General features: G+C 43.4%; 24 protein-coding genes. 15 read left to right on the plus strand and 9 right to left on the minus strand.

All coding sequences use genetic code 11. The annotated features are described in order from the left end of the window. Window position 1: 1 nt before the first annotated feature. The 3 genes from CH376_RS05365 to CH376_RS05375 all read left to right on the plus strand — a co-directional run bounded on the left by CH376_RS05365 (window position 2) and on the right by CH376_RS05375 (window position 3,178). Window positions 2-1,777, plus strand: coding sequence for a nitric oxide reductase activation protein NorD (locus CH376_RS05365; protein WP_100786871.1), 1,776 nt, complete (start codon window positions 2-4; stop codon window positions 1,775-1,777). 283 nt (window positions 1,778-2,060) lie between these two features. Then, window positions 2,061-2,492 (plus strand): thiamine pyrophosphate-dependent enzyme, encoded by a 432-nt coding sequence (locus tag CH376_RS05370; protein ID WP_243394789.1) that lies wholly within the window; start codon window positions 2,061-2,063, stop codon window positions 2,490-2,492. A gap of 182 nt (window positions 2,493-2,674) precedes the next feature. Continuing rightward, window positions 2,675-3,178, plus strand: a complete 504-nt coding sequence (locus CH376_RS05375; protein ID WP_243394790.1) for a hypothetical protein — start codon at window positions 2,675-2,677, stop codon at window positions 3,176-3,178. Between the two features lie 230 nt (window positions 3,179-3,408). Here the strand turns inward: CH376_RS05375 and CH376_RS05380 are convergent, their stop codons facing one another. Together CH376_RS05380 and CH376_RS05385 are read right to left on the minus strand one after the other, a co-directional pair. Beyond that, entirely contained in the window at window positions 3,409-4,590 is a 1,182-nt protein-coding gene (locus CH376_RS05380) for an NnrS family protein (RefSeq protein WP_100786873.1), read from the minus strand. 55 nt (window positions 4,591-4,645) lie between these two features. Next, window positions 4,646-5,269 (minus strand): Crp/Fnr family transcriptional regulator, encoded by a 624-nt coding sequence (locus tag CH376_RS05385; RefSeq protein ID WP_100786874.1) that lies wholly within the window; start codon window positions 5,267-5,269, stop codon window positions 4,646-4,648. Between the two features lie 257 nt (window positions 5,270-5,526). Between CH376_RS05385 and CH376_RS05390 the strand changes: the two genes are divergently transcribed. From CH376_RS05390 to CH376_RS05420, 7 genes are all read left to right on the plus strand, one after another. Then, a complete protein-coding gene (locus tag CH376_RS05390; RefSeq protein WP_100786876.1) occupies window positions 5,527-5,994 on the plus strand; it encodes a c-type cytochrome in 468 nt (155 codons plus the stop codon). 62 nt (window positions 5,995-6,056) lie between these two features. After that, a complete protein-coding gene (gene nosZ, locus CH376_RS05395) occupies window positions 6,057-7,928 on the plus strand; it encodes a Sec-dependent nitrous-oxide reductase (protein WP_243394795.1) in 1,872 nt (623 codons plus the stop codon). Window positions 7,929-7,937: 9 nt separating this feature from the next. After that, complete coding sequence (locus tag CH376_RS05400; protein WP_100786878.1) at window positions 7,938-8,546, plus strand: hypothetical protein; 609 nt, start codon at window positions 7,938-7,940, stop codon at window positions 8,544-8,546. Further along, window positions 8,536-8,961 (plus strand): nitrous oxide reductase accessory protein NosL, encoded by a 426-nt coding sequence (locus tag CH376_RS05405; protein ID WP_100786879.1) that lies wholly within the window; start codon window positions 8,536-8,538, stop codon window positions 8,959-8,961. The genes CH376_RS05400 and CH376_RS05405 overlap by 11 nt, the downstream gene beginning before the upstream one ends. 6 nt (window positions 8,962-8,967) lie before the next feature. After that, on the plus strand, window positions 8,968-10,251 hold the full coding sequence (locus CH376_RS05410) for a nitrous oxide reductase family maturation protein NosD (RefSeq protein ID WP_100786880.1): 1,284 nt from the start codon (window positions 8,968-8,970) through the stop codon (window positions 10,249-10,251). Then, window positions 10,248-10,967 carry an ABC transporter ATP-binding protein gene (locus CH376_RS05415; protein ID WP_100786881.1) on the plus strand — a complete coding sequence of 240 codons (720 nt, stop codon included), beginning with the start codon at window positions 10,248-10,250 and terminating at the stop codon, window positions 10,965-10,967. Before CH376_RS05410 ends, CH376_RS05415 begins: the two co-directional genes overlap by 4 nt. Then, complete coding sequence (locus CH376_RS05420) at window positions 10,964-11,749, plus strand: ABC transporter permease (protein ID WP_100786882.1); 786 nt, start codon at window positions 10,964-10,966, stop codon at window positions 11,747-11,749. Before CH376_RS05415 ends, CH376_RS05420 begins: the two co-directional genes overlap by 4 nt. A 244-nt stretch (window positions 11,750-11,993) precedes the next feature. Here the strand turns inward: CH376_RS05420 and CH376_RS05425 are convergent, their stop codons facing one another. From CH376_RS05425 to CH376_RS05435, 3 genes are all read right to left on the minus strand, one after another. Then, complete coding sequence (locus CH376_RS05425) at window positions 11,994-13,160, minus strand: transporter (protein WP_100786883.1); 1,167 nt, start codon at window positions 13,158-13,160, stop codon at window positions 11,994-11,996. Window positions 13,161-13,227: 67 nt separating this feature from the next. Continuing rightward, complete coding sequence (locus tag CH376_RS05430) at window positions 13,228-14,019, minus strand: hypothetical protein (protein ID WP_100786884.1); 792 nt, start codon at window positions 14,017-14,019, stop codon at window positions 13,228-13,230. 82 nt (window positions 14,020-14,101) lie between these two features. Further along, window positions 14,102-14,557, minus strand: coding sequence for an LIC_11090 family protein (locus CH376_RS05435; RefSeq protein WP_100786885.1), 456 nt, complete (start codon window positions 14,555-14,557; stop codon window positions 14,102-14,104). Between the two features lie 212 nt (window positions 14,558-14,769). Between CH376_RS05435 and CH376_RS05440 the strand changes: the two genes are divergently transcribed. From CH376_RS05440 to CH376_RS05450, 3 genes are read left to right on the plus strand one after another with little or no spacing between them, the layout of a single operon-like run. Continuing rightward, window positions 14,770-15,249 carry a PAS domain-containing protein gene (locus CH376_RS05440; protein WP_100786886.1) on the plus strand — a complete coding sequence of 160 codons (480 nt, stop codon included), beginning with the start codon at window positions 14,770-14,772 and terminating at the stop codon, window positions 15,247-15,249. A gap of 51 nt (window positions 15,250-15,300) precedes the next feature. After that, the gene (locus CH376_RS05445) at window positions 15,301-16,707 is read left to right on the plus strand and encodes an OmpP1/FadL family transporter (RefSeq protein ID WP_100786887.1); all 1,407 of its coding nucleotides are present in this window, start codon (window positions 15,301-15,303) and stop codon (window positions 16,705-16,707) included. A 10-nt stretch (window positions 16,708-16,717) separates the two neighbouring features. Further along, window positions 16,718-17,200: a hypothetical protein gene (locus CH376_RS05450; protein ID WP_100786888.1), complete on the plus strand. Its 483-nt coding sequence runs from the start codon at window positions 16,718-16,720 to the stop codon at window positions 17,198-17,200. A 103-nt stretch (window positions 17,201-17,303) separates the two neighbouring features. Here CH376_RS05450 and CH376_RS05455 read toward each other — a convergent pair whose 3' ends face one another. Then, the gene (locus CH376_RS05455; protein WP_100786889.1) at window positions 17,304-18,014 is read right to left on the minus strand and encodes a hypothetical protein; all 711 of its coding nucleotides are present in this window, start codon (window positions 18,012-18,014) and stop codon (window positions 17,304-17,306) included. A gap of 116 nt (window positions 18,015-18,130) precedes the next feature. Between CH376_RS05455 and CH376_RS05460 the strand changes: the two genes are divergently transcribed. Next, a complete protein-coding gene (locus CH376_RS05460) occupies window positions 18,131-18,448 on the plus strand; it encodes a winged helix-turn-helix transcriptional regulator (RefSeq protein WP_100786890.1) in 318 nt (105 codons plus the stop codon). 70 nt (window positions 18,449-18,518) lie between these two features. Here the strand turns inward: CH376_RS05460 and CH376_RS05465 are convergent, their stop codons facing one another. Beyond that, window positions 18,519-18,947, minus strand: coding sequence for a GFA family protein (locus tag CH376_RS05465; RefSeq protein WP_100786891.1), 429 nt, complete (start codon window positions 18,945-18,947; stop codon window positions 18,519-18,521). A gap of 142 nt (window positions 18,948-19,089) precedes the next feature. Between CH376_RS05465 and CH376_RS05470 the strand changes: the two genes are divergently transcribed. Beyond that, window positions 19,090-19,683, plus strand: a complete 594-nt coding sequence (locus CH376_RS05470) for a TetR/AcrR family transcriptional regulator (protein WP_100786892.1) — start codon at window positions 19,090-19,092, stop codon at window positions 19,681-19,683. Window positions 19,684-19,817: 134 nt separating this feature from the next. On the opposite strand, the gene CH376_RS05475 is transcribed toward CH376_RS05470, so the two are convergent. Further along, entirely contained in the window at window positions 19,818-20,768 is a 951-nt protein-coding gene (locus tag CH376_RS05475; protein WP_165781796.1) for an NAD(P)-dependent oxidoreductase, read from the minus strand. Window positions 20,769-21,068: 300 nt separating this feature from the next. Further along, on the minus strand, window positions 21,069-21,971 hold the full coding sequence (locus CH376_RS05480) for a LysR family transcriptional regulator (RefSeq protein WP_243394791.1): 903 nt from the start codon (window positions 21,969-21,971) through the stop codon (window positions 21,069-21,071). Window positions 21,972-22,059 lie beyond the last annotated feature (88 nt).

Below are 22,059 nucleotides of genomic sequence, written 5' to 3' on the forward strand. Positions count from 1 at the left end.
CGTGGGTTGGGAAGAATTTACATTCAAACATCTATTGCGCTTTACGCAGCGTTGGATCGGGTTCGGAGAGAATGAAACGCCGATCGAAGCCCGCGTAACTCTGACAGAGATCAAGGATCGGCTTTCCATTCTTGCTAAAGCGCTCACGGGAGAAAACATAGAAATTCTCACCGCCGAAAGAGAAGGCGGCTATCAGAGAAACCGTTTCTTTCTCCCGAAGGAATATTCCCACGCAAACGACGCCGATCGAAATTCCGAATTTTATATATTTAGAATATTATACCTTACCGAACAAAGACGTTTACGTTTAAACTGGAAGGACGGCTCGGATAAGGGAAAGGAAGAATCGAGAGAAAAAGCAAAGTTTTTCTTTGCGATAGTTCTGGAAAGTTTGAAAGAACGTTATCCGGGAGCGGCCGGACTGATTGCCTCGGTGATCGAAATCGAAAATACATTCCAAAATAAGAATATTCAAAATTCTAAAATAATCCCGGATCTGTCTTTTTTACACGGATCGTGGATGTCCGCGCCGTTTGAAACGAACGATAAAAAGGACGTTGGAACCCCGAACGTCGCGTCAAAACGCGAGAATTCAATCGAGACCGAGGAGGAAGGGATCGCGAGAGAAAAAGCGGAAAGCATTGAAATCGATAAAAAATCCCAAGAAGATTATACGCTTCAACATCATTTTGAAAAGGTGGATACGATCGAAGAATTCAACGGGAATTGGAGGGATTTCGACGGCTCTGACGAACTTTCGGAACAGAAGGAGGCGCTTCAAGAATTGGACTTGCGAAATACCGTTCGTTCGGACGATCCGACTCATTCCATCTTTCGAACCGAGTTTCTTTTCGGATCGGGAGTTCCCGATATCCGCGACGCTCGGGCGGATGAAAAATCGATTCCTTACGACGAATGGGACGTTTCCAAAAAGAAATATAAAAAGGGATATTGCAGAGTGTTTCCGCAAGAACTCGTTCGTGAGGATCCCGTTTTTTCAAGAAGAGCGCTTGCCGAAAACATATCCGTCTTGAACACTTTGAGATCCCGCTTCAATCGATTTGTAAACGAACGTACCGCCGTCAAACGTCAGTTAGACGGAGAAGATTTGGATTTGGATTCGATCGTGGATTATCTCACGGACGTTCTGTGCTCGCGAAGTCCTTCGGAACGTATTTATTTATCCAAAAGGAAAATGCTGAGGGATATTTCGATTTTAGTTTTGACGGATACGAGCCTCTCTACGGATTCCTTCGTCGATAACAGACGAATCTTGGACGTGGAAAAAACCTCTTTGATCTTATTCGGTCAGCTTTGTTCCGAGTTCGGAGACCGATTTCAGATGGACTCATTTTCTTCTCGGACTAGAAATCACTGCGATTATTTTTCGATTAAAAAATTCGAGGAACCTTGGGAGAAAGCTAAAAATAAAATCGGCGCGATTCAAGCGAGCGGTTATACAAGAATCGGTCCTGCGATAAGACACGCGTTGGCGCGTATAAAAAGAGAGACGAGTTCAAAACGTTGGATTCTTCTTTTATCAGATGGAAAACCGAACGACTACGACCGATACGAAGGTAGATACGGGATCGAAGACGTGAAACAAGCGATTCGGGAATGTGAAAAATACAAAGTCGGTTTTTACGCGCTCGCGATTGATAAACAAGCGAAACAATATCTTCCTTCCATGCTCGGATATAGCTCCTATCGAATTCTTCCCAATCCTTCCCGGTTGCCGGACGCTCTCACCGACTTTTACATGAAACTTTTGAGATAGATTCTTTATTCGAATCGATAAACTTCTCTCAAGTTTTTCCTTCGTTTAACAAAATTGATCGGCGCATTCGTAAAAAGGAATGTTTTCATGGTCGCATTACGCGCGTTATACGCTGCGCGACCGAAGGCAAGTTGACACAAGTTAATGAATTTCGGCGTGTTTTGTGGGTTAGTTGTAAAAGTCCTATGAAACCAGTTTTAACAAAACAGAATCGGGTTTCCAACGATGTTCTGATCATCGGCGGCGGGTATGGCGCACGCGTCAAGCGGTATCAGAGGCTTATTTGGACGGTATTCCTACATTTCTTGCAGCCGAGCTTTTTCCGGTAAATCAGACGACCGACTTCAATTGTATGGGCTACTGTGTGTCGGCGAGCATCGGAGTAAAACTTATGAACCCGGAAAAAACGGCGGTCGGGATCGTAGGAGACGGAGCGTTTCTTATGGCCGGTCTCGAACTGAATACCGCGAGTTCACAGAATTCGGGAGTGGGTATATTCTATTTTTATGATGGAGAACTTTCTCAGATTTTGCAAGGACAGCAGATATCGTACGGAAGAAAAACTTGTACTGTTTTAGGAGAAATGAATCTCAAGGGAATTGCGTCCGGAGCCGGCGCAGCGTATTTGTGTCTAACTTCCAACGAGGAGATCGTCTCCTTCGTTCAAGAATCGATGAATATTTCGAGACGGGACAGTCGGCTGTGGTCGAGGTAAAAGTTTATTCTTCGAAAGCCGCTCGATTTACAAAATGTAGTAAAGATAAACTTGGGCAGATTTCCTTTGGGAGAGAAGTTTCGATTTATCGGTCGTGCTCTATTGAGAAAAATCATCGAATAACGAACCTCTAATTTTAAAACTATTCTTGCGAAACGGAATACGAAGAAGAATTTTGTGGAGTGAGCTTGATCTCGTATTTCATTTTTTTATTCTTTCACATCTTTGCCGCGGTATTCTGGATCGGGGGAATGTTGTCATATGTTTTTGTCTTTCGCCCCGTTTTAAAAAATCCGAATTACAAAAACATAAAGATAGATTTGTTTTATGAACTCGCATTGCAGTTTAGAAAAATCGCTTATTATATCTTTGCGGTCTCTTTCGTAAGCGGGTCCGCGATTCTTTATTGGAAAGGTTATAGGCCGACCGATTTCCTTTTTCTATTTCAGAACCCGTTTTCGGTGATTGCTTTTAAAATTTTCTTATTTTGTATTTTGATCGTTAGTTCCGTATTTCATGATTTCTTTTTAGGCCCGTTAACTCAAAGACTGATTCACGAAAGCCCGGCCCTTTGGGAAAGATACCGCCGCAAAGCGGCGTTTTTCGGAAGGATCAATCTTCTTCTTTCCATTCTGATCGCCGTCTTGGGAATTTTATTTTCCAGAGGTCAAAATTCCCTTTTGTGATCGTAAATTCTTCGATGCTTTGTGATAACCATAGACGTAGGAACTCACACATTTTTAGCACGGTGGAGAACGATCCGAATTCTTACCAAAAACCGGACGAGGCGTAATTTGTAGGAACTCACACGTCGTATCCGAATTTTATTGAGCCAGACTTTGCCCGTCCGTGGCCGTTTGGACGCGAGCGCCTTGAATCCCATTTTTTAAACGGACATTCTTCTTTCGTCGAATTCTTATTTCCTAAGAGAATCGATCCGAGGTTGGATAAGTATATTCCAGTACTTGAATATTATAATGATAAAGGATAGGATCCAAAACGTTGCCGAGATTCCGTACCCGACAGTGGAAAACCCGAAAAGGGGAAATAAAACCCGGACAAGAACCGCCGATGTAATACAATAATATCCGAATACGATTTCTTTCGACGCAGAAATCATTCTTCCTGTATGACCCAGCGATACGCGTGTGATCATCCCGTAGATAAAACCTCCAATGGCGCCTACCGTGATGATGTGAAAGGCGGCGGATAAAGGAAAAAAACCCAGATGGGCAAGGCCGTAGAAAAAAATTCCGAGAACGAGCCAGGAATATGATAAAAGAAGAATCCACAAAATCGGTGTTTTGCGGGTTTTCCAGGGTTCCCATAAAAACCATCGTGCAGCTTGCAGCGCGGAAAAAATAAGAGCGAAAGATCCGGCCGCAAGTTGAAAATCGGGAAGCCAGGGGAGAACGGATTCCGCTCCGATGAAAAGAAAGGAGCCGTAGTTAGTTAAGGTTTCGATTTTTTGAATTCTTTTCGGACTTGCACTCGCGACCGCTACCGTCGTAAAAAAAGGTAGGATTCTTCCTGCGATTAAAATGACGAAGACCAGAACCAAAAAGATGGATGTATGGATCCAGTGCAAAGTCAGAGAAGAAGGAATAGCTTGCAACATGGAAAGAATCGTAAGTCCGTGGGCAATTCCGAATAACGCGTAGCAGGCGACGATGACACGATTGTGTTCTTGTCCTTTTTGCATCAGCTTCGGAGCGAGTAAATACAAACCGAATCCGTCACAAAGAAGATCGCTCAAGAACGCGACGTTCGAAAGAATTGGAACGTCGATCCAGCAGAATCTTCCCATAAACCAAAGAGAGAATAGAACCTGAAGCGATCTTTCCCGGATCAGTACGGTTTTTGTCCAGTTCTGCGCCGCGGTAAAAAGAAATCCTAATATTGCGGCGCGAGCAAAACCGAATACCATTTCATAAGAATGAAACGAAATCATTCCTGTGATCGAAGGCGGCTTTAAGAATGAAAAAAGAATCAGGATCCACAATAAGATCGATACGAGCGCGTGGATCGACGCAGCGAGAAAAAAAGGACGAAACGCGTTTGTCCACAGATGAGTTCTTAAATTTAAAAGTAGATTCATCCCTTCATACTATGCCCGATCCGTTTGTTTTTCCTTGATTTGAATCAAATATACGTCATAGGAATTGTTTGAGTCCTTCTCTGTTCAAAATTTTAATCTGTCCTCTTTCCGCATCTATGATCTGAAGGTCTTTCAATTGTCTGAGAATTCTTGAAAAAGTTTCCGCTCTCAGAATCAACATAGATGCGATTTGACCGTGATTGAGCGGAGGACAATCCACGGGCAGATGATATAAAAAATGAGCCACTCTCTGCATCGAATCCATGGTAAGACCCCGATTGATCGTCATGTTCAACGCCTGTATCTTTTGAAATAAAGACTGCACTAGCAAGTGATTGAGGGAGATATTGTTTTTGATCTCGCTTTTTAGTAAAGACAACGGAAGTCGAATCACGACGGCGTCGGTGATGAATCTTCCTGAAGCGGGATATGGAATTCCGGTTATGATCGCGAGCTCCGCGATCAGAGAATGCGGCGAAAAGAAATTCATCGTGATCTCGTTTGAATTTCCGTCGTATTTAAAAATTTGCACTCGCCCTTCCGTGAGTAGATCCAAAGAATTCGGAATGTCCCCCTCGTGAAAAAGGAATTCTCCCTTTTTATAATGTTCCGTTTTTCCTTTGGAGAATATGGAAAGAATCTCCCGGTCTTCGAGTTCTTCGAATAAATTCAGTAACACAATTCGTTTTCCTCCTTGCGTTTCATTTGATCAAAAATCCGTTTTATACCTTAGCAAGAATCCTAATTCTTTCTCCTCGTGTTTCATTCTTTTTTTAAAAGGGATAAGATGACAATTGTCAATGCGCTCTTTTGCCTCCACTTGATTTGGATCAATTTAGAAAAATGAATTTCGACTATAATCGAAGAACGATTCTGCGACGTGTTGATCGGATGTTTTGACCTGCGGGACGGATTCAAGTTAGAGTGAGGAACCAAATGAAGATTCGATTTTTTAAACAGCATTTTGGACGTATATCGAAAGAACTCGCGACGGTAGTCGCAATTTCTTTAATATTCGGAATTTCATGCGGGAAGGGAAAGACCGAAGAAAATTCGGCATCCTCGGAAAATTCCAAAGGAGTCGGTCCGGTGGCTTCGGTTACATTGGCGGCGTTGGATGAATCTCTTGCAGACAAAGGCAAGAAACAGTTCGAGGCGAAGTGCAGCGCCTGTCATAAGTTCGAAGAGAAGGTAGTTGGTCCCGCGCTGTCGGGCGTTACCAAACGGAGAACTCCGGAATGGATCATGAACATGATTCTAAATCCCGTCGAGATGACTCAGAAGGATCCGATCGCTCAAGGACTTCTCGCCGAACACCTGACCCAGATGACTTTTCAAAACGTACAGGAAAGTGAAGCGCGGGAGATCCTTGAGTATTTTAGAAAAATGGACAGTAAGAAATAGGAGGAATTTATATGAAGATAAGATTGATATTCTTTAGATGTCTTTATCTACTCTTAATCGCAATGGCCCTGATCACGGGTTGTAAGGGAGGCGCGTCGACCGCGACGCTCGCTTCGGACGCCGCAAAAAGGGTTTACGTCGCTCCCGGCGATAAGGACGAAGTCTACGCGTTTTTATCCGGCGGCTTTAGCGGTCAGATGTCCGTTTACGGAGTTCCATCGACTCGTTTGTTTAAAATCATTCCGGTCTTCTCAGTGTTTCCTGAAAACGGTTACGGTTACGATGAAGAAACCAAAAACATGTTAAAAACTTCTTATGGATATATTCCTTGGGATGACAGTCATCACATCGAGGCTTCGATGACCGACGGGAAACAGGACGGCAGATGGCTGTTTATGAACGCGAATAACACTCCTCGGTTGGCAAGAATCGATTTGAAATCCTTTGAAACAAAAGAGATCATCGAAATTCCGAACACCGCAGGAAATCACGCTTCTCCTTTCGCCACCGAGAATACGGAATACTTGATGGCGGCGACCAGATTCTCCGTACCAATTCCGCAGAGCAGCGTGAAAGTCGAAGATTTTTCCAAAGGCGCGCTCAAAGGAACCATTACGATGGTTAAGGTCGATCCAAAATCGGGAAGACTTTCAATCGAATTACAAGTGTTAGTTCCCGGATTCGATTACGACCTTTCCCACTGCGGAAAAAATAAATCGCACGACTGGTGCTTTTTTACGAGTTATAACTCGGAACAAGCGCACAAGATGCTGGAAGTCGGCGCTTCTAAAAACGATAAGGATTATATCCTGGCGTTCAACTGGGTGCGTGCGAAACAATGTTTGGATCAGGGAAAGGCGACTAACTTCGGCGGAGAATACTACAGAAACTTTCTTCCCGAAAATCAGCCCGCGGTTTCAGAAAGGTTGAGCGGAGTTAAAATGCTTCAACCCAAGGATTGTCCGGGCATTATGTACTATATGCCTACTCCGAAAAGTCCTCACGGAACCGACGTGGATCCAACGGGAGAATATATCGTGGGCGGAGGTAAGCTGGCGACCGTGATTCCCGTTCACTCTTTTACAAAATTGATGGAAGTAAAAGACAAGCCGGATCATCGATCGGGAGAAATTTCTAATATTCCGGTTTTAAAATATGAATCCACTTTAGCGGGAGAAGTCAAAAAACCTTGCTTAGGTCCTCTTCACACCGAGTTTGACGGAAAGGGATTCGCTTATACTTCCTGCTTTGTGAGTTCGGAAGTCATCAAATGGGAACTCGGAACTTGGGAAGTTGTGCAACATCTCCCCGCTTATTACAGCGTCGGTCACTTGTCGATCGTAGGGGGCAGCTCTAAAGATCCTTACGGGAAATATCTCATAGCCTTGAATAAGATTACAAAGGACAGATATCTTCCGGTGGGAATGGAACTTCCGCAGAGCGCGCAACTCTACGATATCTCCAGCGGTAAGGCGGAACTCTTATCCGATTTCCCAACGGTGGGGGAACCTCATTACTCGCAGATGATTCCCGCGAAACTTCTGATGGATAAGGCCGCAAAGATCTATCCTTTGGAAGAAAATAAACATCCTTACGCAGTTAAGAATGAAAAAGACGCTCGTGTGGTGAGGGAAGGAAATACGGTGAGAGTTTATATGACTCAGATCAGATCTCACTTCAAACCCGACATCATCGAAGTAAAAAGGGGAGACACCGTCTATTTCCACGTAACCAACTTGGAACAAGACTTCGACATCCCTCACGGTTTTGCGGTCGCAGGAGCTCCGGAAATGCCGAATCTTTTGATCATGCCCGGTCAGACAAGAACCTTCAAATGGCAGGCTTCTAAACCGGGAGTTTTTCCTTTCTACTGCACCGATTTTTGTTCCGCTCTTCACCAAGAGATGCAACAATACATCCGGGTGAGTCAATAGGCCAAAGAGATGAAGAGCTTATTCTTCAACAAGCTGACTAACGTTCACCGGCTCCTGATTTTAGGGGTCGGTGTCGTTTTAATTTTCGTCTTTTTTGTTCCTATCTGGTATATTTCCCTCGCGGCTCCTCAGTATCCGGAAGGTTTGGGAATGCAGATTTGGATCTACAAAGTAACAGGAGCGACTCCTTATGATTTACAGAACATTAATTTATTAAATCATTATATAGGGATGCACGAGATAGTTTCCGATTCGATACCCGAGCTTCTGTTTATGCCTTATGTTTTGGGTTATCTGATCGTTGGGGCTTTGTTTACCGCGGTTTTTCCGAGAGTGTATATGGTCTTTCTGGGAATCTTCAACTTTGTATTGTTAGGTCTCGTGGGTTTGATGGATTTTTGGCGTTGGGAATACAACTACGGCCACAATCTAAATCCTGAGGCGCCGATCATTGTGCCTGGTATGGCGTATCAGCCTCCTTTACTCGGCTGCAAGGAGATGTTGAACATAACCGCCTGCAGCTTTCCGTCTTGGGGCGGAATCGTATTGTTGATCGCGATTTCGATTCTTGTATTGATCGTGGTTCGGGAGAAGTCCAGGTCAAAAAATGAAGTTTAGAATTTCCTTATGGACCATTCTTTTTGCGTGCTTGAGTTTTGTTTCCTGTGTGAGGAAGGAACCTGTGATTCCGGAACGAGGTAGGGAGAAATGTTCCCACTGTTCCATGTCTATCGTAGATATGAGATTCCAATCGCAGCTTTTGACCGATAAGGGTAGAAGATACTACTTCGATTCCATCGAATGCCTTCAGTCTTATCGGGAAAATCTGAACTCGGAAGTAATTCTTTCCTGGGTGACCGATTTTGAAGATACAAATCGAATGCTGAAGGAAAACGAGGCGACGATCGTTCAATCTCCGGATATCCATTCTCCAATGGGAAAAGGATTGGCGGCGTTCGCCTCCTTTGAAAAGGCGAGCGAATATTTGAGAAATCATCAGGGTTTCGTCGTAACCTCCGGCGTAAAAAAATAGGACAGAATGAAGAAGGGTCTAAAACAATTCCGCTCCTTCGAACGGAGATTACTTTCTAAATTCTTAATATTGTTCCTGATATCTTCCGGAGGATTTTTCAAGGAACTGGAATCGAAAGAAATCCGCGTATGTCGTAGTTGCCAGTTCGTTTCGATCCAGAAAGCGGCCGATTCCGCAAACTCGGGGGACAAAATTCTTATCGAAGAAGGAATTTACGAAGAGCCTTCCATCATCGTGAAAAAGCCTCTCGTGATCGAAGGAAGCGCCGAGACGGTGATAGACGGAAAAAAACAAAAACACGTGATCGACGTACGGTCGAATCAAGTAACGATCAAAAATCTAAAAATCAAAGGAAGCGAAGTTTCGGACACGAGCGAATATGCGGGAGTTCACGCCGAAAAGGTTCAAGGTTGTGTTTTTGAAAATTTAATATTCGAAGACAACGCTTATGCGATTTATCTTGCGGAAGTCGACGGGTGTAAAGTTCTCAACAATCGTTCGAACGGAAACGCGGAAAACGAAGTCTCGGGAGGAAACGGAATCCATCTGTGGTCTTCCAAGAACGTACAAATCGAAGGAAATCGATTGGAGCGCCACCGCGACGGAATCTATTTGGAATTTTCATCCAATCTAAAAATAGAGAAAAATTTATCCAGAGACAATATTCGATACGGAATGCATTTTATGTTTTCTTCGGATAACGATTTCAGAAAGAACACATTCGAACATAACTCTGCGGGAGTCGCGGTAATGTATAGTAAGAATATTCTGATCGAGAACAACGTTTTTGCGGACAACTGGGGTGAAAGTTCCTACGGACTGTTGTTGAAGGAAATTTCGGACAGTATTCTTACGAAAAACGTCTTTCAAAACAATACGATCGCGATCTTCGCGGACGGAGCGAATCGAAATTATTTTACATATAATGAAATTCTAAATAACGGATGGGGAATCCGGATTCTGGGAAACAGCGATCAAAACGTACTTGCAAAGAACGATTTCAAAGAGAACGTATTCGACGTCAGCACCAATACGAAACAAACGACCAATACTTTCAAAGAAAACTATTGGGACGATTATAAGGGTTATGATTTGAATCTAGATCGATATGGAGACGTTCCTCACAAACCCGTTCACTTCTTCGGATATTGGGTGGCGGTATATCCTTTTTTAATGATACTCTATCAATCACCCGTTGTAATCTTTTTACAAGGAATCGAAAACGCCTTTCCGATCGTAACTCCGATCGACTTTGAGGACGGCAAGCCGAGTATGGGAGTGAATCTATGATCCAGGTAACCGACTTAGAGGTAGTTTACGGAAAAACGGTCGCGGTAAGAGACGTGTCGTTTTATGCGAAAGGAGGTTCCATTCTTTCCATCATCGGACCGAACGGATCAGGAAAGAGTTCTCTGCTCAAAAGTCTGATCGGACTTGTGCGGCCGATTCAAGGAAGAATCGAGATCGAAGAGAGCGCGATTTTCGATGCGGATTCGAACGTTTCCGCGATCGGATATATGCCTCAGTCCCCTTTCTTTCCGAAAAATATGAAAGTCGCCGAATTGATCGATTTTTTTAAAAGGCTGGAAGCGGTGGATGCCGCGGAATATTCCGCGTTGTATGAAACACTCGGACTAAAAGATTACGAAGATCGTAAATTCGGCTCTTTGTCCGGAGGAACTAAACAAAAAGTGAATATACTTCAGTGTTTCTCCACAAAAAAACCGATCTATATCGTGGACGAACCGACCGCGAGTTTGGATCCGTATATTTCCCATCTCTTAAAAGATTTGTTAAAACGGAAAAAAGAAGAGGGCGCTCTGGTGATTTTTTCAACGCATATTCTCAGCGAAGTGGAGGAGATTTCGGATCGATTTTTATTGATGGCCGAAGGCAGATTGTTGATCGACGATTCTCCCAAAGAGTTTATCGCTAAGAAGCAAAAAGAGAATCTTCAATCGACTCTGATGGAATTTTGGAATCAAGAGTTTTTAAAAACAAAATGATAGAAATCCTTTTATTCGAATTGAGAGAAAATATCCGGAGCCGTTGGTTGTTCGTCTTCGCCGGTTTTTTGGCGCTTTCCGTATCCGCGCTCAACTATTTCGGAGACGAGAACGGAACAAGATTGATCACGAGTCTTATGAACATCGTTTTACTCATCGTTCCTTTGTTCGCGATTTCCTTTGCCGGACTTTCCTTTTTGGATTCGATCCCGTTTGCGGAGGTGCTCTTGTCCAAATCTGTGACGAGATCAGAATATTTTTTCGGTAAATACTGCGGGGTTTCCCTTTCTCTTTCTCTCGGACTCGTTGCGGGAGTCGGTGCTCCAGGGGTTTTATCTTTCTACTCGAATATAAACTTCCTGATTCTATTTTTGGAATTGATCGTGTTCGGTCTGATTTTGATTTTTATCTTTGTATCGCTTGCGTTCTTATTGGCTTCTTTTTTTAAAAAGGGAGAATTGATCATCTCGGGCGCACTTTTGATCTGGTTCTATTTTTTTATTTTTTTTGATTCGATCGTGTTTATGTTCAGCATTTATCTAGGGGAATACCCGGTGGAGATCCCTTCTTTGATCATCATCCTATTGAATCCGATTGATCTCGTTCGGATCGTCTTGGTTCTACAGACGAAAGCGTCGGTTTTACTCGGATTTTCCGGAGCGTTTTTGTTAAAGACGATCGGATTCAAATCCGTAATTCTACTCTCCGTTTTTTTTCTCTCGGGGTGGATTACGATTCCTTTATGGATTTCTTATAGAAGATTCACAAAACGGAACTTTTAAGATTCCATATTCGGTTCTTTTCCAAGACATAGAAGTCTTTAAGTGAGAAAAGAATTTCTTTTTAAAAAATTCAAATTCTTTGTGTGAGGTACTACAAAATAAATCCCGCACCTTTTTAAGGGACATTGGAATCTTCCGCACAATTTTAAACCAGTCTCGTATTAAAATAAAATAATATAAATAGAATATTGTTATATTCTAATTTAACAAAATTATTATTAACAAGGATATCAAATAATATATATCATTCGATCTGGAAGCTCGCGAAAAGATTGACCGTGGATTGCGCCGCCATTTGTGGACCGTTCAAATGTTGATGAAACGGTTTTCCCGCTTCGATGCCGAATTTCGTTCCGCGAAAGGGACCTCCGTTTATCAGAAAGTTGACTCCCAAAAAAGCCTCCGTCCGGATTCCACCCTGACGATTCGGATCGTTTTGAGGATCCATTTTCGGATCTAGTGAAGAATCGCGACCGCGTAGATTCTCCACTAGAGTCGACTGAACCCTCGCGGAAAAGCTCATCCACTGGACTAAGGAGTAGGCGATCCAAGAAGTAGTTTCGTATCGATTTCCGAATCGATAGTTGTTTTGATTTTTAGAACTTTTTAGATTGGCGGAAGAATTGAATCCCCATGAAAGACGATCCGACTTGCCGGTGTAAGTGACGCCGGGGAGATAGTTGACGGTTCCGGTTCCCGGCTGCATGTTATAAGGAACTTTTTGTTTTCCCATCATGGGCATCCAGTCGCTCTCGTCGATGGAACCGGTGGGAAGAGAAACTCCGAAATTTAAAAAGAAGTCATGATTCTCCCTTTTAAAAAGTCGATGAGTGATCGAAAAAGAGATATCGCCGACTCCTCCCGAAGACATATTGGAGCGATCAAAATTGCTCGTTTCCATGACCATTGTATTTTTTACGATCGGAAGCATAAACATAAGCATCGTATCGTCGGTCAAGCCATACATAACGTTTGCCATATACATTTCCATTGTCATCGACTTAGGGATCGACATGTAACGGTAATCGTTAAGAGAAGTTTGAGGAACGCTCGGTCCTCCCGTAAGAAGGCTGCCCGAAGGCATTGCTACCGTAGGATCGAATTGAGGAAACCAAAGCGCTTCCAATCCTCCGATCGACTTATCACCCATAAGAAGTCCGGACATCTGCATCGTCATGGATCGGAAATCGAATATCCACGAACCTTTTTTATGCGGATGCGGAGCCATCACACCTGCCGGAGCGACTTGATCCGCTCTCTCTTCGTGAAGATGAGACGTTTCGTTTTTCGAATCGGTCTCGACGTGATGATGCTCGTGAGAATTTTTTACGGTCCCTTTTTCTTGAGCGGTCAAAAAACCGAAGCAAAAAAATACGGAGAGGAGGATCAAAAATTTTAAAGTATAGAACATGGCGAGTTCCCGTTAAGTTTGTTAAAAAAAGAAGGCCGTTTTAAAAACGGCCCTCAGGGTGAAGGGTTCAATCGATTTGGGAGACGATTCCGCCGATCGTAAACGAAGTTACCGTGGCTCCGTTCAGAACGAATCCGACCTTGGAATCGGAAAAGGTAGGAATATTCATCATCTGCATAACCGGGAACATCATCATGGAACTCTTTTCCGAAAGACCGACTTCGCTGCATGCCTTCGGCCATGCGTTGATCCACTGTTGAGATTGGGCGTACTGAAAGTCTATGCAATAAGTGTAATTTACCTGCGGACTAAGAGGAGCAGTTCCCTTGCTTGTTGTGGTAAACCCGCCTAACATACTTGAATAGAATTCTTCTTTTTTGGAATCGCTGACTCTAAAGGAAGGGCCGCTCAGTATGGAATCGGATCCGAGTCCGTAAGTATAGATTTCAAGACTGCCGCCCGCTTTAATGGAAAAGGTCACTTCCACATTGGTCCCGCCTTCCGAGATCGGCCGAGAATACGCTCCGCTTGTCGCAAAGGAACTCGCCGCGGATTGGCCGGAGATTCCCGAATTTAATTTGGAGGAATTGGCGACCAGGTTCAATTTGGAGAGATCTTCAACGGCGCAAGAGCTGATGTCAAACTTGGTTCTTTTGTTTTTCACATAAGCGAGAGCGTTCGGGATCGGAGGGGCCGTTGTGACGGAGCAGCCTGCTGTTTGAGGAGATCCGGTCAATAAGGCCAACTGGATCAACTGTTGATCGATCTGATTCCCTTTCGGAGTCGTTTGAAGTTGAGAGCAACGTACGGTCGCAGTAAAAAATGCAATAATTATAATATTCTTAATAACTTGATACATGGTAATATCCTAAAATAAAGATGAAACTAATTTTGATCCTTAACGAGCGTAAAACCGGACGCTTTTGTCTCGGATCGTGGAATCAAAGGACGTTAGGGAATTCAGGGGGTTTGATCGGTTTTTGAAAATGTCCGCTCGCGAGTTTTTCGACGGATGCTTTGGAAATCTCTGAAAACGAATCCACGACGATTCCGAATTGAAAGCTCGCAACAAAAAGATAATAGCAGTTGAGACCGATCTGAAAAAAGAAAGAATCCGAATTTTTTTCCTTACAACCGCATCCGTGCGCCTCTCCCTTTTTAGCCGAATGACAATCCGGAAAATTCTTTTCCCGCGCGGATTCGGAATTAAAATTGGAACTCGTCTTAGAATCAAAATAAACGTCTTCTTCGTCTTCGTGCTTTTGTATTTTAGAATCGTGATTGCATTTACAAAGCGAAGTCCGCATTAAAAAACTTGGTGAAATTATTTTTTCTTTGGAGATTAGAATTTGGGGGAACATCGTCAGTATGATAATGATAGCGATCTGTTTTTTCATGCGGTTTGGACGAAGTTCAAAATCTTTCCTTTCAAACCACACTAAGTCCTTTCTTACCGATTTTCATTGATCCGGGTCAATGGACTTCCGTTCGGATGAAATTCTATCTTTGATATAGATCAATGCCAAGAATCGGAAGAGGTGTTATCTTTATTGGAGAATCATCGAGAAAAGATCTGCATGACCTGATACAAGGCCGGCGGGAGGCGCATATGACTCGCTATACTCGTTATATCGATAACGAATTGGAAAAGGTTGAAGAACGATTATTGAGACGATTGCAGAGCAGCCAAAATAGAACAATCGATTCCTTCGAAATCGAATGCAGTTTGGATTCTAACGGAAAAATTTTGGAGATGAGTTCTCAATCGCTGAGACTGCTTCAGTTCGCATCCTCTGAAATGATCGGAATGAATCTCGAAGTCTTTATTTCGGAAACTGACATAGCGAAGTGGGGAAAAATTTTACTTCGGATATTGGATGAAGAATCGGTCATTCACACTGAACTCAGTCACAATCTTAAATACGAAGGAATCACCATACTTCGATGGTCTTTTTTTATGAACGAAGACCGTGTGATCCATTGTAAAGCCAAGGATGAAACTGCATTCTTAAAAAACATATTAGACGCGCTTGTTCTATCGAAAGAGATCGATAAAATTCAAACGTTGCTGCGAAAAGTAAAATCCTAAGAATGGCGCAATCGTGACGCTAATTAAAGTTTAATGATTTATGAAATTGTAATGAGTTTGATAGTTAGAATCAACATTAGAATCAAGCTCGAGTGGATTTTGATCCTATTTTTTCATCTATTCTTTGTGTCATCGGCAAACGGATTTCAAGGAATCATGCAGACGTCTTACGGCGCTCGACAGGCCGGGATGGGAGGCGCTTTTCAGGCGATCGGAGGTTCGGTTCTGGATTTGGAATCGAACCCTTCGCACTTGTCCCGTCTTCTGAATTCTAAACTGGAATTCGGAGGCGCCGCACATTTTGCACAAATTGAATATTCGGATTCCTTTATGGACATACGTCCCGACTTGTCTTATTCGAATAGAATCACACAAAGACAGAGAGCGCTTCTGCCTTATATCGGATATATCTCCAGACTTTCGGACCGATTGGGAATTGGAATCGCACTCTATTCCCAGGGAGGAGGCGGAGCGAGATTTTCAAATATCACGAGGTTGGCTCCCGAAAAAAAGAATCTGAACGAGACGCTAGGTTTGGAGATACCAATAGTGGGTTCGGAGAGAAAGATCCGAGAAGACATGGTCTTTAAGTTTATGGTTACGAAGATGACTTTCGGTTTCGGTTACAGATTCGACCGTCTTGCAATCGGCGCCGGCGCGGACTTAGTATATTCTTTTATGCAGATGGAGAGAACTTATCGGGATGAGACGCGAAGTTTAGAATTGCCCGGGAGTTTTCAGTATTCAAGCGACCCCTCCTATACCCTGGGAGGTAAATTAGGAATATCTTATGAACTAACGCAAAAGATACGGATCGCTTATTCTTATACGTTAAAAAACGTATTGCACTTGGACGGAGAGATGAAGGTCGAAAGTCCGGATCCCGGCAATTTGGGGGCGACGCGGGTCTCTCGTTTTATGATTTGGCCGGATCGGCATATTTTCGGAATTTCTTATAGAACCGATGTTTGGCTTTTCGATTTCGACGTTAAGTTTGTTCCTTGGTCCGAAAGTTTTAGGACGAGCAAGTTCATTTTGGAACAATCTCTGATTCAAACTCCGGTGGGTGCCAATACAAACACGATGCAAATGAATTTCAGATGGAGAGACCAATATACGTTTGCGATTGGCGCGGAATACAACTGGAGTCGGATTCTAAGATTGAGAATTGGTTATAACTACGGCAAGTCTCCGGTGACGGATCAAGGTCTGAGTCCGATGTTGGGAAGTACGACGGAACACCATCTATCGGGTGGAATCGGATTCTATCGAAACGACTATGCGCTTCACGTCGCGCTGGAATACGGATTTCCGAAACGTATGAAAGGGGGAGCATCCTCGGATTGGAGTATTTCTCATTCCGTTTTTTCAGAGAACGACGTCTCGTTGCAGTCGTTTCAATTTGATAAGTCGGTAAGCGTTTTTAGTCTTTATTTCGGTTTTGAATTGAATACATAAAGGTAGGATTATGAATTTCAAAAACATTCCTTGGGGTATATTCTCGTTTATTTTATGGATAGGAACTACCGGTTTGCTTCTTTTCTTTTTTGTAAAAGGAAACACAGAGGCTTCCAGGGACGGAAGAACCTCGATCCATCTAACGGAGGATGAAAAACTTTTGGTGTTAGGCGAGATGAGAGGTCTACTCACTTCCTTAAACGGAATCATCGAAGGTTTATCCGAAGACGATTCCGAAAAGGCGGCACAAGCGGCGTCGAATTCCGGAATGGGTCTTGTCAAAAGCCTGGAGAATGAGGAAAAGGCAATTCTATTAAAGCTCCCTCTGGAATTCAAACGCCTCGGCTTTGGCACACACGAACAATTCGATAGAATCGCGGTTCAAATCCGCCAGAAGCAGGATCTTAAAGTCATACTGAAAGGAATGGACGATCTAACCAAAAAGTGCGTCGCTTGTCACACCGCGTACAAGATCGAACAGATCGACAAATAAGAACATTCAATCAATATAATATTCTTACCCGATATTCGAACGACTCAAAAAATTAAAGCCGATCACCCCGCGATCGAAAGAAATCACGGGAGATTGGGCCGGTTTAGATAAACAAGTCGTCCGACTTTGTTTTTTTGGCCTCGCTAAATTTTAAAAGCGATATGAAATGCGTCAGTATGATCACCGGGACTCCGAAGGCAGGTATGAGAACCAAGGGAAACGAAGCGATCGCGTTGGAAGGAACACTCTGAAAGATCAGTCTCTGCGGGCCTTCCGCAGAAAGAGTGCCTAACGTAACCGCTGCGGCGAAGTCCAAGAGTCCGATCAAATGAAAGAATCGGAAAACTTTCGGCGCAAAGGATTTTTTCCGGTTGACCGCCCATATAACGAACGGGGCCGATATCGCGACCAAACAATCTCCGAAAGCGGCGCTCATGGAAAAAATTCCGGGAAGTCTATTTTGAAAATAGTAGAACAAAAAGATCAACCCCACCAACCGCGCTATATGCATTTCGATAAGATTTTGCTGAGAGATCGATAGTAAGAATTTTTTGAGCCTAGGAATTCGGTATATGGCGATCACGCTGAGAACAACCGGAATCATCACAGCCGCGCCGACAGGAATCGGAGAATGTTTCGCAGGCGTAAACACGTTGTTTGTCGCAAGAAGAATTACGACGCCGAACCAGGCGCTAAGAAAAAGATAGATCGAAAATGCGCCTTTCGCGTTCGATTTATAAAGATCTCTCGTAGCGAGAGCGATTCCTAAAACCAGAGAAAATAGAATTAACGTTATTTCGATACCCAAGGACATGTTTGCCTCCTTTATTGGAACGATTCAAAATTCGAAGTTAGTTACTATGTAAATAATAGTGACTATGTTAAAGAAAGTTATTTGACATTTTTTGTCAATCGAATAAATGATCCGTTATGGAAAGATCGTATCAGCTGGATTGTCCGGTCGCGCGTACTTTGGATTTGATCGGGGAACGTTGGACTTTACTCATTTTGCGGGATTTTTTTATCAAGGCCGATGTACAGCGGTTCGGCGATTTGGAAACCTCCTTATCCGGAGTGACTCCGGCCGTCCTGTCGACCCGGCTCAAAGAATTGGAAAAGAATGGAATCATCGTTAGGCGATTGTATTCGGAACATCCTCCGAGGATGGAATATCGTTTGACCCCGCTCGGAAAATCCTTAGGCCCGGTCTTAAAAACGCTGAGAGAGTGGGGCTTAAAGCACACATAACGTTAGCGAAAAAGAAAGGAAGCCGACTTGAACGGCCGACTTCCCGGTTGATTCTTCTCCAAACACGATCCTATTCCGGAACGATCTGGCCTGATCCGCCGATCTCGGCCGGATAATCTTTCAGCTTAGGAAGTCCGTCTTTGATTCGCATAACGTTTTCCGGATAATTTACGTGAACTGCGGGAGAGAACGGGTAGCTCGGAATTGTCGCGGCGTAAACATCCGTAAGACCGAACGTAGGATGAACCGTAAGCAGATGTCCGCCGCATTTGGTGCAAAATTGCCGATCACTCGCCGGAGTTTTCGTAAACTTTCCGACGAACTCGGCGCCTTTTGTAATCTTCACATTTTCCGGTTTCCAAAGAGTGAAAGCGTTAACCGGGGCGGCGGACCATGATCGGCAGGAACTGCAATGACAATAACCCATCGCCTCGGGCGATCCACTTACTTCGATTTCAACGGAACCGCAAAAGCAGGCTCCGGAATATTTATCGGCCATAAAATTCTTCCTTTATTAAATTGGGGTCGATGCTTGTTTCGATCATTATTGAGTTGCGTATCAAGCATAAATAGACTAGTTGTCTATTTATGGCAAGAATTCTTTGAAATAGACGATTAGTCTATTTAAAAATGAGGCGATTATGAAAAAAAGACGTTATTCCAAGTCCGCGTATGAGGACATCCTAACGACTGCCGATGATCTTTTTTATAACAAGGGATATTCGGCTTCCAGTCTGGCGGAAATTCTCGCATCCTCCGGCTCTCACAAGGCCAGTTTCTATCTTCACTTTCCCACAAAATCCGACCTCGCGAAGGCCTACATTCGCCGGAGAACCGATCAGTTCCTTGAATCGATGCAGGTGTTGATGGATAAGAATCCCGACTATCGAAAATTCGTGAAAGCCTGGGTGCGCGCTCTAAAGGAACAAGCGATCGCTCAAGAATTGCAGGGCTGTTCGCTCGGTAATTTAAGAACGCAAGCGCTCATGGACGAGGAATTAGCGGAAGAGATTAAAATTCTCACCGAACGTTGGTTGGAAGCGGTCCGTCATTTTATCAAAAGAAATATTCAAGAAGGGACCATTCCCAAATCGATCGATTCCGAAATCGCCGCTAAGAGATTTTTAATTTCTTTTGAGGGAACCGTTCAAATGTTTCAATTGACAGGAGATCTCTGGTATCTTGAAAGATTGGAGACGGAATGGTTGGCCTCCGCCGGATTTGATAAGAATTGATCCTAAGCTCATCGAGCGGCGGTAAAATTTTCATAGTCCGAAAAAATCGGATCTGCTTGCAAATTCGAACAAAGGTCAAATCGAAAAATTTTTAATTCCGAAATGGAAATAAAAAAGTACATTATAATATTCTGTTATTTTATGATCTCCGAAGAGGAAAGGGTTCCGTTTAGATATTGGAGAACTTGTGTGGACGCGATCTGTGCAAATTCTTCGAATACTTCCTCGACGGTCCATCCGATATGAGGAGTCAACAGTACGTTGTCAAGATTTCGAAGCGGCGAATTTTTATCGAGAGGTTCGGTTTCAAAGACGTCCAAACCTGCGCCCGCGATCGGACCTTTTTTGAGAATTGAAACTAGGGCCGTTTCATCTATGATGGCGCCGCGAGAAGTATTGATTAAGACGGAACCCTTCTTAAACAACTCGAGTTTTTTGCGGGTCAATAATCCCGCCGATTCCGGAGACAAACGGAGATGAACGCTTACGGCATCGCTCGTTTTCAAAAGTTCGTCGAGGGGAAGTCTCGGATAACCTACGTTAGACGCCTGTTCGTTTTTCGACCTTTCCCAAGCGACCACATCCATCTGAAACGCCGATTTGGCGATTTCAGCGACCTTGGAACCGTGCCTTCCCAATCCTAAGATTCCTAATCTACGGTTGTTCAAGGTTCTGCCCAGCGATCTTGGCCATTCGCCTTTTCGCATTTCAATCTGCGCTTGGGGGATCAGATGAAACAAATTCAACATCATTGCGATCGTTAACTCCGGAACGGAAAGAACGGGAGCTTTCGCCCTTCTTCCCAGCGCGATTTGAATTCCCCGTTCCGAAGCGGCTTTGAGGTCGATATGATAGGCGTGACCTCCGGTTTGCAGAATCAATTTTAAATTCGGAAGCAGATCAAAAACTTTTGCGATGAGAGGCGTTCGTTCGCGGATCGCCATTAAGAACGTAACGTTTGCGATTTCTTTTTCCGGCATTTCCTCCAAAGGTTTTGTTGCGTATTTGATAGTTACGTGATCCTCAATTTGATTCCATGCGGAAGAGGCGGCGATCCTTCCTTCCCAGTCATCCAATACTAACATCAAAGGTTTCATATCTTAAAGAATGTGCAAGTATCGGACGTGCACAAGTTCAAAAATGAAAATTTTTAAAAAACGAAAATCGAATCCCTTCGCCGTAATCAAATTAAGAATTCGTCTTGTTTCAACTAGAAACGTTTTTGTTTTTGAAACCGCGTAGTTCGAGAAGATTTATATAGAGTTCATTCCTTTTCGATTCTTTTTAGATCGTAATTTTCCGATCGGTATAAACGAAAATGTGAAGAATTAAGGGTTTCTAATGTTCCTGGAGGTTGGTTGTGAATGACTTTAGTGTCGCTTTGTTTAGAGCCTCATGACGTCCATCAGGCATTCTGCTTTTTTGTTTTTTAAAGCGCTGCTTTCGATTACGAAACTTAGGAAAGTGTTTAACGAAGGATTTTTATTTTCGGGGATCCAAAATACGGATACGGGTAAGTATAATTTTTTGATCGGAACAAACTGAGTTTCGGATGGGGCGACATTCTGTGCGCCTAATATCGTCAGAGAAACTCCTTTGCCCGTGGCGACTAAGATAGGACAACTTTCTCTTTCGTTCTTTACATACACTTTCGGTTTGATTCCGCCTTGTTTGAAAAGTTGAAAGATCGTATCGTAAAAATTTCCGGTCTCTTTTTTTGGGTGAAGGATGATCGTTTCGTTTTTAAGTTCGTTCAGTTCGATTTCTTTTCTTTTTGCCAAGGGATGTTTTTTAGGAACTAAAACTCCAAAGCCTTCGTCGTTGACGGAATGTCTTTCGATTCCTTCTTCGTTTACGGAACCTTCCATAAAACAGACGTCGAACTGACCAGATCTCAGACCTTTTAGGATTCGACTTCTTGATTCCTGATGAAGTTGAAATTTTAACTTTGGAAATCGATCTTGGAATTCTCCGATGATCTGAGGTAAACTCGCTAAGAAGGTTGCGGTGGAAAAGCCGATGCTGAGTCCGCCCGATTTGAGTTTGCCGATCGAGCGGACTTCTCTTTCCAGATTTTCCACTCTCTCTATGATTTCCCTTCCTTCTTTCAACAGATAAACTCCGGCTCCCGTCAACTTGACCTGTCTTGTCGTTCTTTCAAAAAGTTTTGTGGAAAGTTCCTCTTCGATGGAGGAGATCAATCGGGTCAATGGCGGCTGCGCCATTCCCAGCACTTCCGCACTTTTTCTGAAGTTGAGTTCTTCCGCTACGACGATGAACGATTTCAATTTCGATAAATCCATATTCTTATTGATACTTTATTGGTATCAATAAATCAATTCAATTAAAAATAAATAGAAAAAAATCGGCTCTTTT

This window comes from Leptospira adleri (genome assembly GCF_002811985.1).
GTDB lineage: Bacteria > Spirochaetota > Leptospiria > Leptospirales > Leptospiraceae > Leptospira > Leptospira adleri.

What these genes read in the sequence shown, in the direction of transcription:
- CH376_RS05380 (WP_100786873.1), bottom strand. Translation starts at nt 4,590, where the DNA reads ATGAATCTACTTTTAAATTTAAGAACTCATCTGTGGACAAACGCGTTT.
- CH376_RS05390 (WP_100786876.1), top strand. Translation starts at nt 5,527, where the DNA reads ATGAAGATTCGATTTTTTAAACAGCATTTTGGACGTATATCGAAAGAA.
- nosZ (WP_243394795.1), top strand. Translation starts at nt 6,057, where the DNA reads ATGGCCCTGATCACGGGTTGTAAGGGAGGCGCGTCGACCGCGACGCTC.
- CH376_RS05400 (WP_100786878.1), top strand. Translation starts at nt 7,938, where the DNA reads ATGAAGAGCTTATTCTTCAACAAGCTGACTAACGTTCACCGGCTCCTG.
- CH376_RS05405 (WP_100786879.1), top strand. Translation starts at nt 8,536, where the DNA reads ATGAAGTTTAGAATTTCCTTATGGACCATTCTTTTTGCGTGCTTGAGT.
- CH376_RS05410 (WP_100786880.1), top strand. Translation starts at nt 8,968, where the DNA reads ATGAAGAAGGGTCTAAAACAATTCCGCTCCTTCGAACGGAGATTACTT.
- CH376_RS05415 (WP_100786881.1), top strand. Translation starts at nt 10,248, where the DNA reads ATGATCCAGGTAACCGACTTAGAGGTAGTTTACGGAAAAACGGTCGCG.
- CH376_RS05420 (WP_100786882.1), top strand. Translation starts at nt 10,964, where the DNA reads ATGATAGAAATCCTTTTATTCGAATTGAGAGAAAATATCCGGAGCCGT.
- CH376_RS05425 (WP_100786883.1), bottom strand. Translation starts at nt 13,160, where the DNA reads ATGTTCTATACTTTAAAATTTTTGATCCTCCTCTCCGTATTTTTTTGC.
- CH376_RS05430 (WP_100786884.1), bottom strand. Translation starts at nt 14,019, where the DNA reads ATGTATCAAGTTATTAAGAATATTATAATTATTGCATTTTTTACTGCG.
- CH376_RS05435 (WP_100786885.1), bottom strand. Translation starts at nt 14,557, where the DNA reads ATGAAAAAACAGATCGCTATCATTATCATACTGACGATGTTCCCCCAA.
- CH376_RS05440 (WP_100786886.1), top strand. Translation starts at nt 14,770, where the DNA reads ATGACTCGCTATACTCGTTATATCGATAACGAATTGGAAAAGGTTGAA.
- CH376_RS05445 (WP_100786887.1), top strand. Translation starts at nt 15,301, where the DNA reads ATGAGTTTGATAGTTAGAATCAACATTAGAATCAAGCTCGAGTGGATT.
- CH376_RS05450 (WP_100786888.1), top strand. Translation starts at nt 16,718, where the DNA reads ATGAATTTCAAAAACATTCCTTGGGGTATATTCTCGTTTATTTTATGG.
- CH376_RS05455 (WP_100786889.1), bottom strand. Translation starts at nt 18,014, where the DNA reads ATGTCCTTGGGTATCGAAATAACGTTAATTCTATTTTCTCTGGTTTTA.
- CH376_RS05460 (WP_100786890.1), top strand. Translation starts at nt 18,131, where the DNA reads ATGGAAAGATCGTATCAGCTGGATTGTCCGGTCGCGCGTACTTTGGAT.
- CH376_RS05465 (WP_100786891.1), bottom strand. Translation starts at nt 18,947, where the DNA reads ATGGCCGATAAATATTCCGGAGCCTGCTTTTGCGGTTCCGTTGAAATC.
- CH376_RS05470 (WP_100786892.1), top strand. Translation starts at nt 19,090, where the DNA reads ATGAAAAAAAGACGTTATTCCAAGTCCGCGTATGAGGACATCCTAACG.
- CH376_RS05475 (WP_165781796.1), bottom strand. Translation starts at nt 20,768, where the DNA reads ATGTTAGTATTGGATGACTGGGAAGGAAGGATCGCCGCCTCTTCCGCA.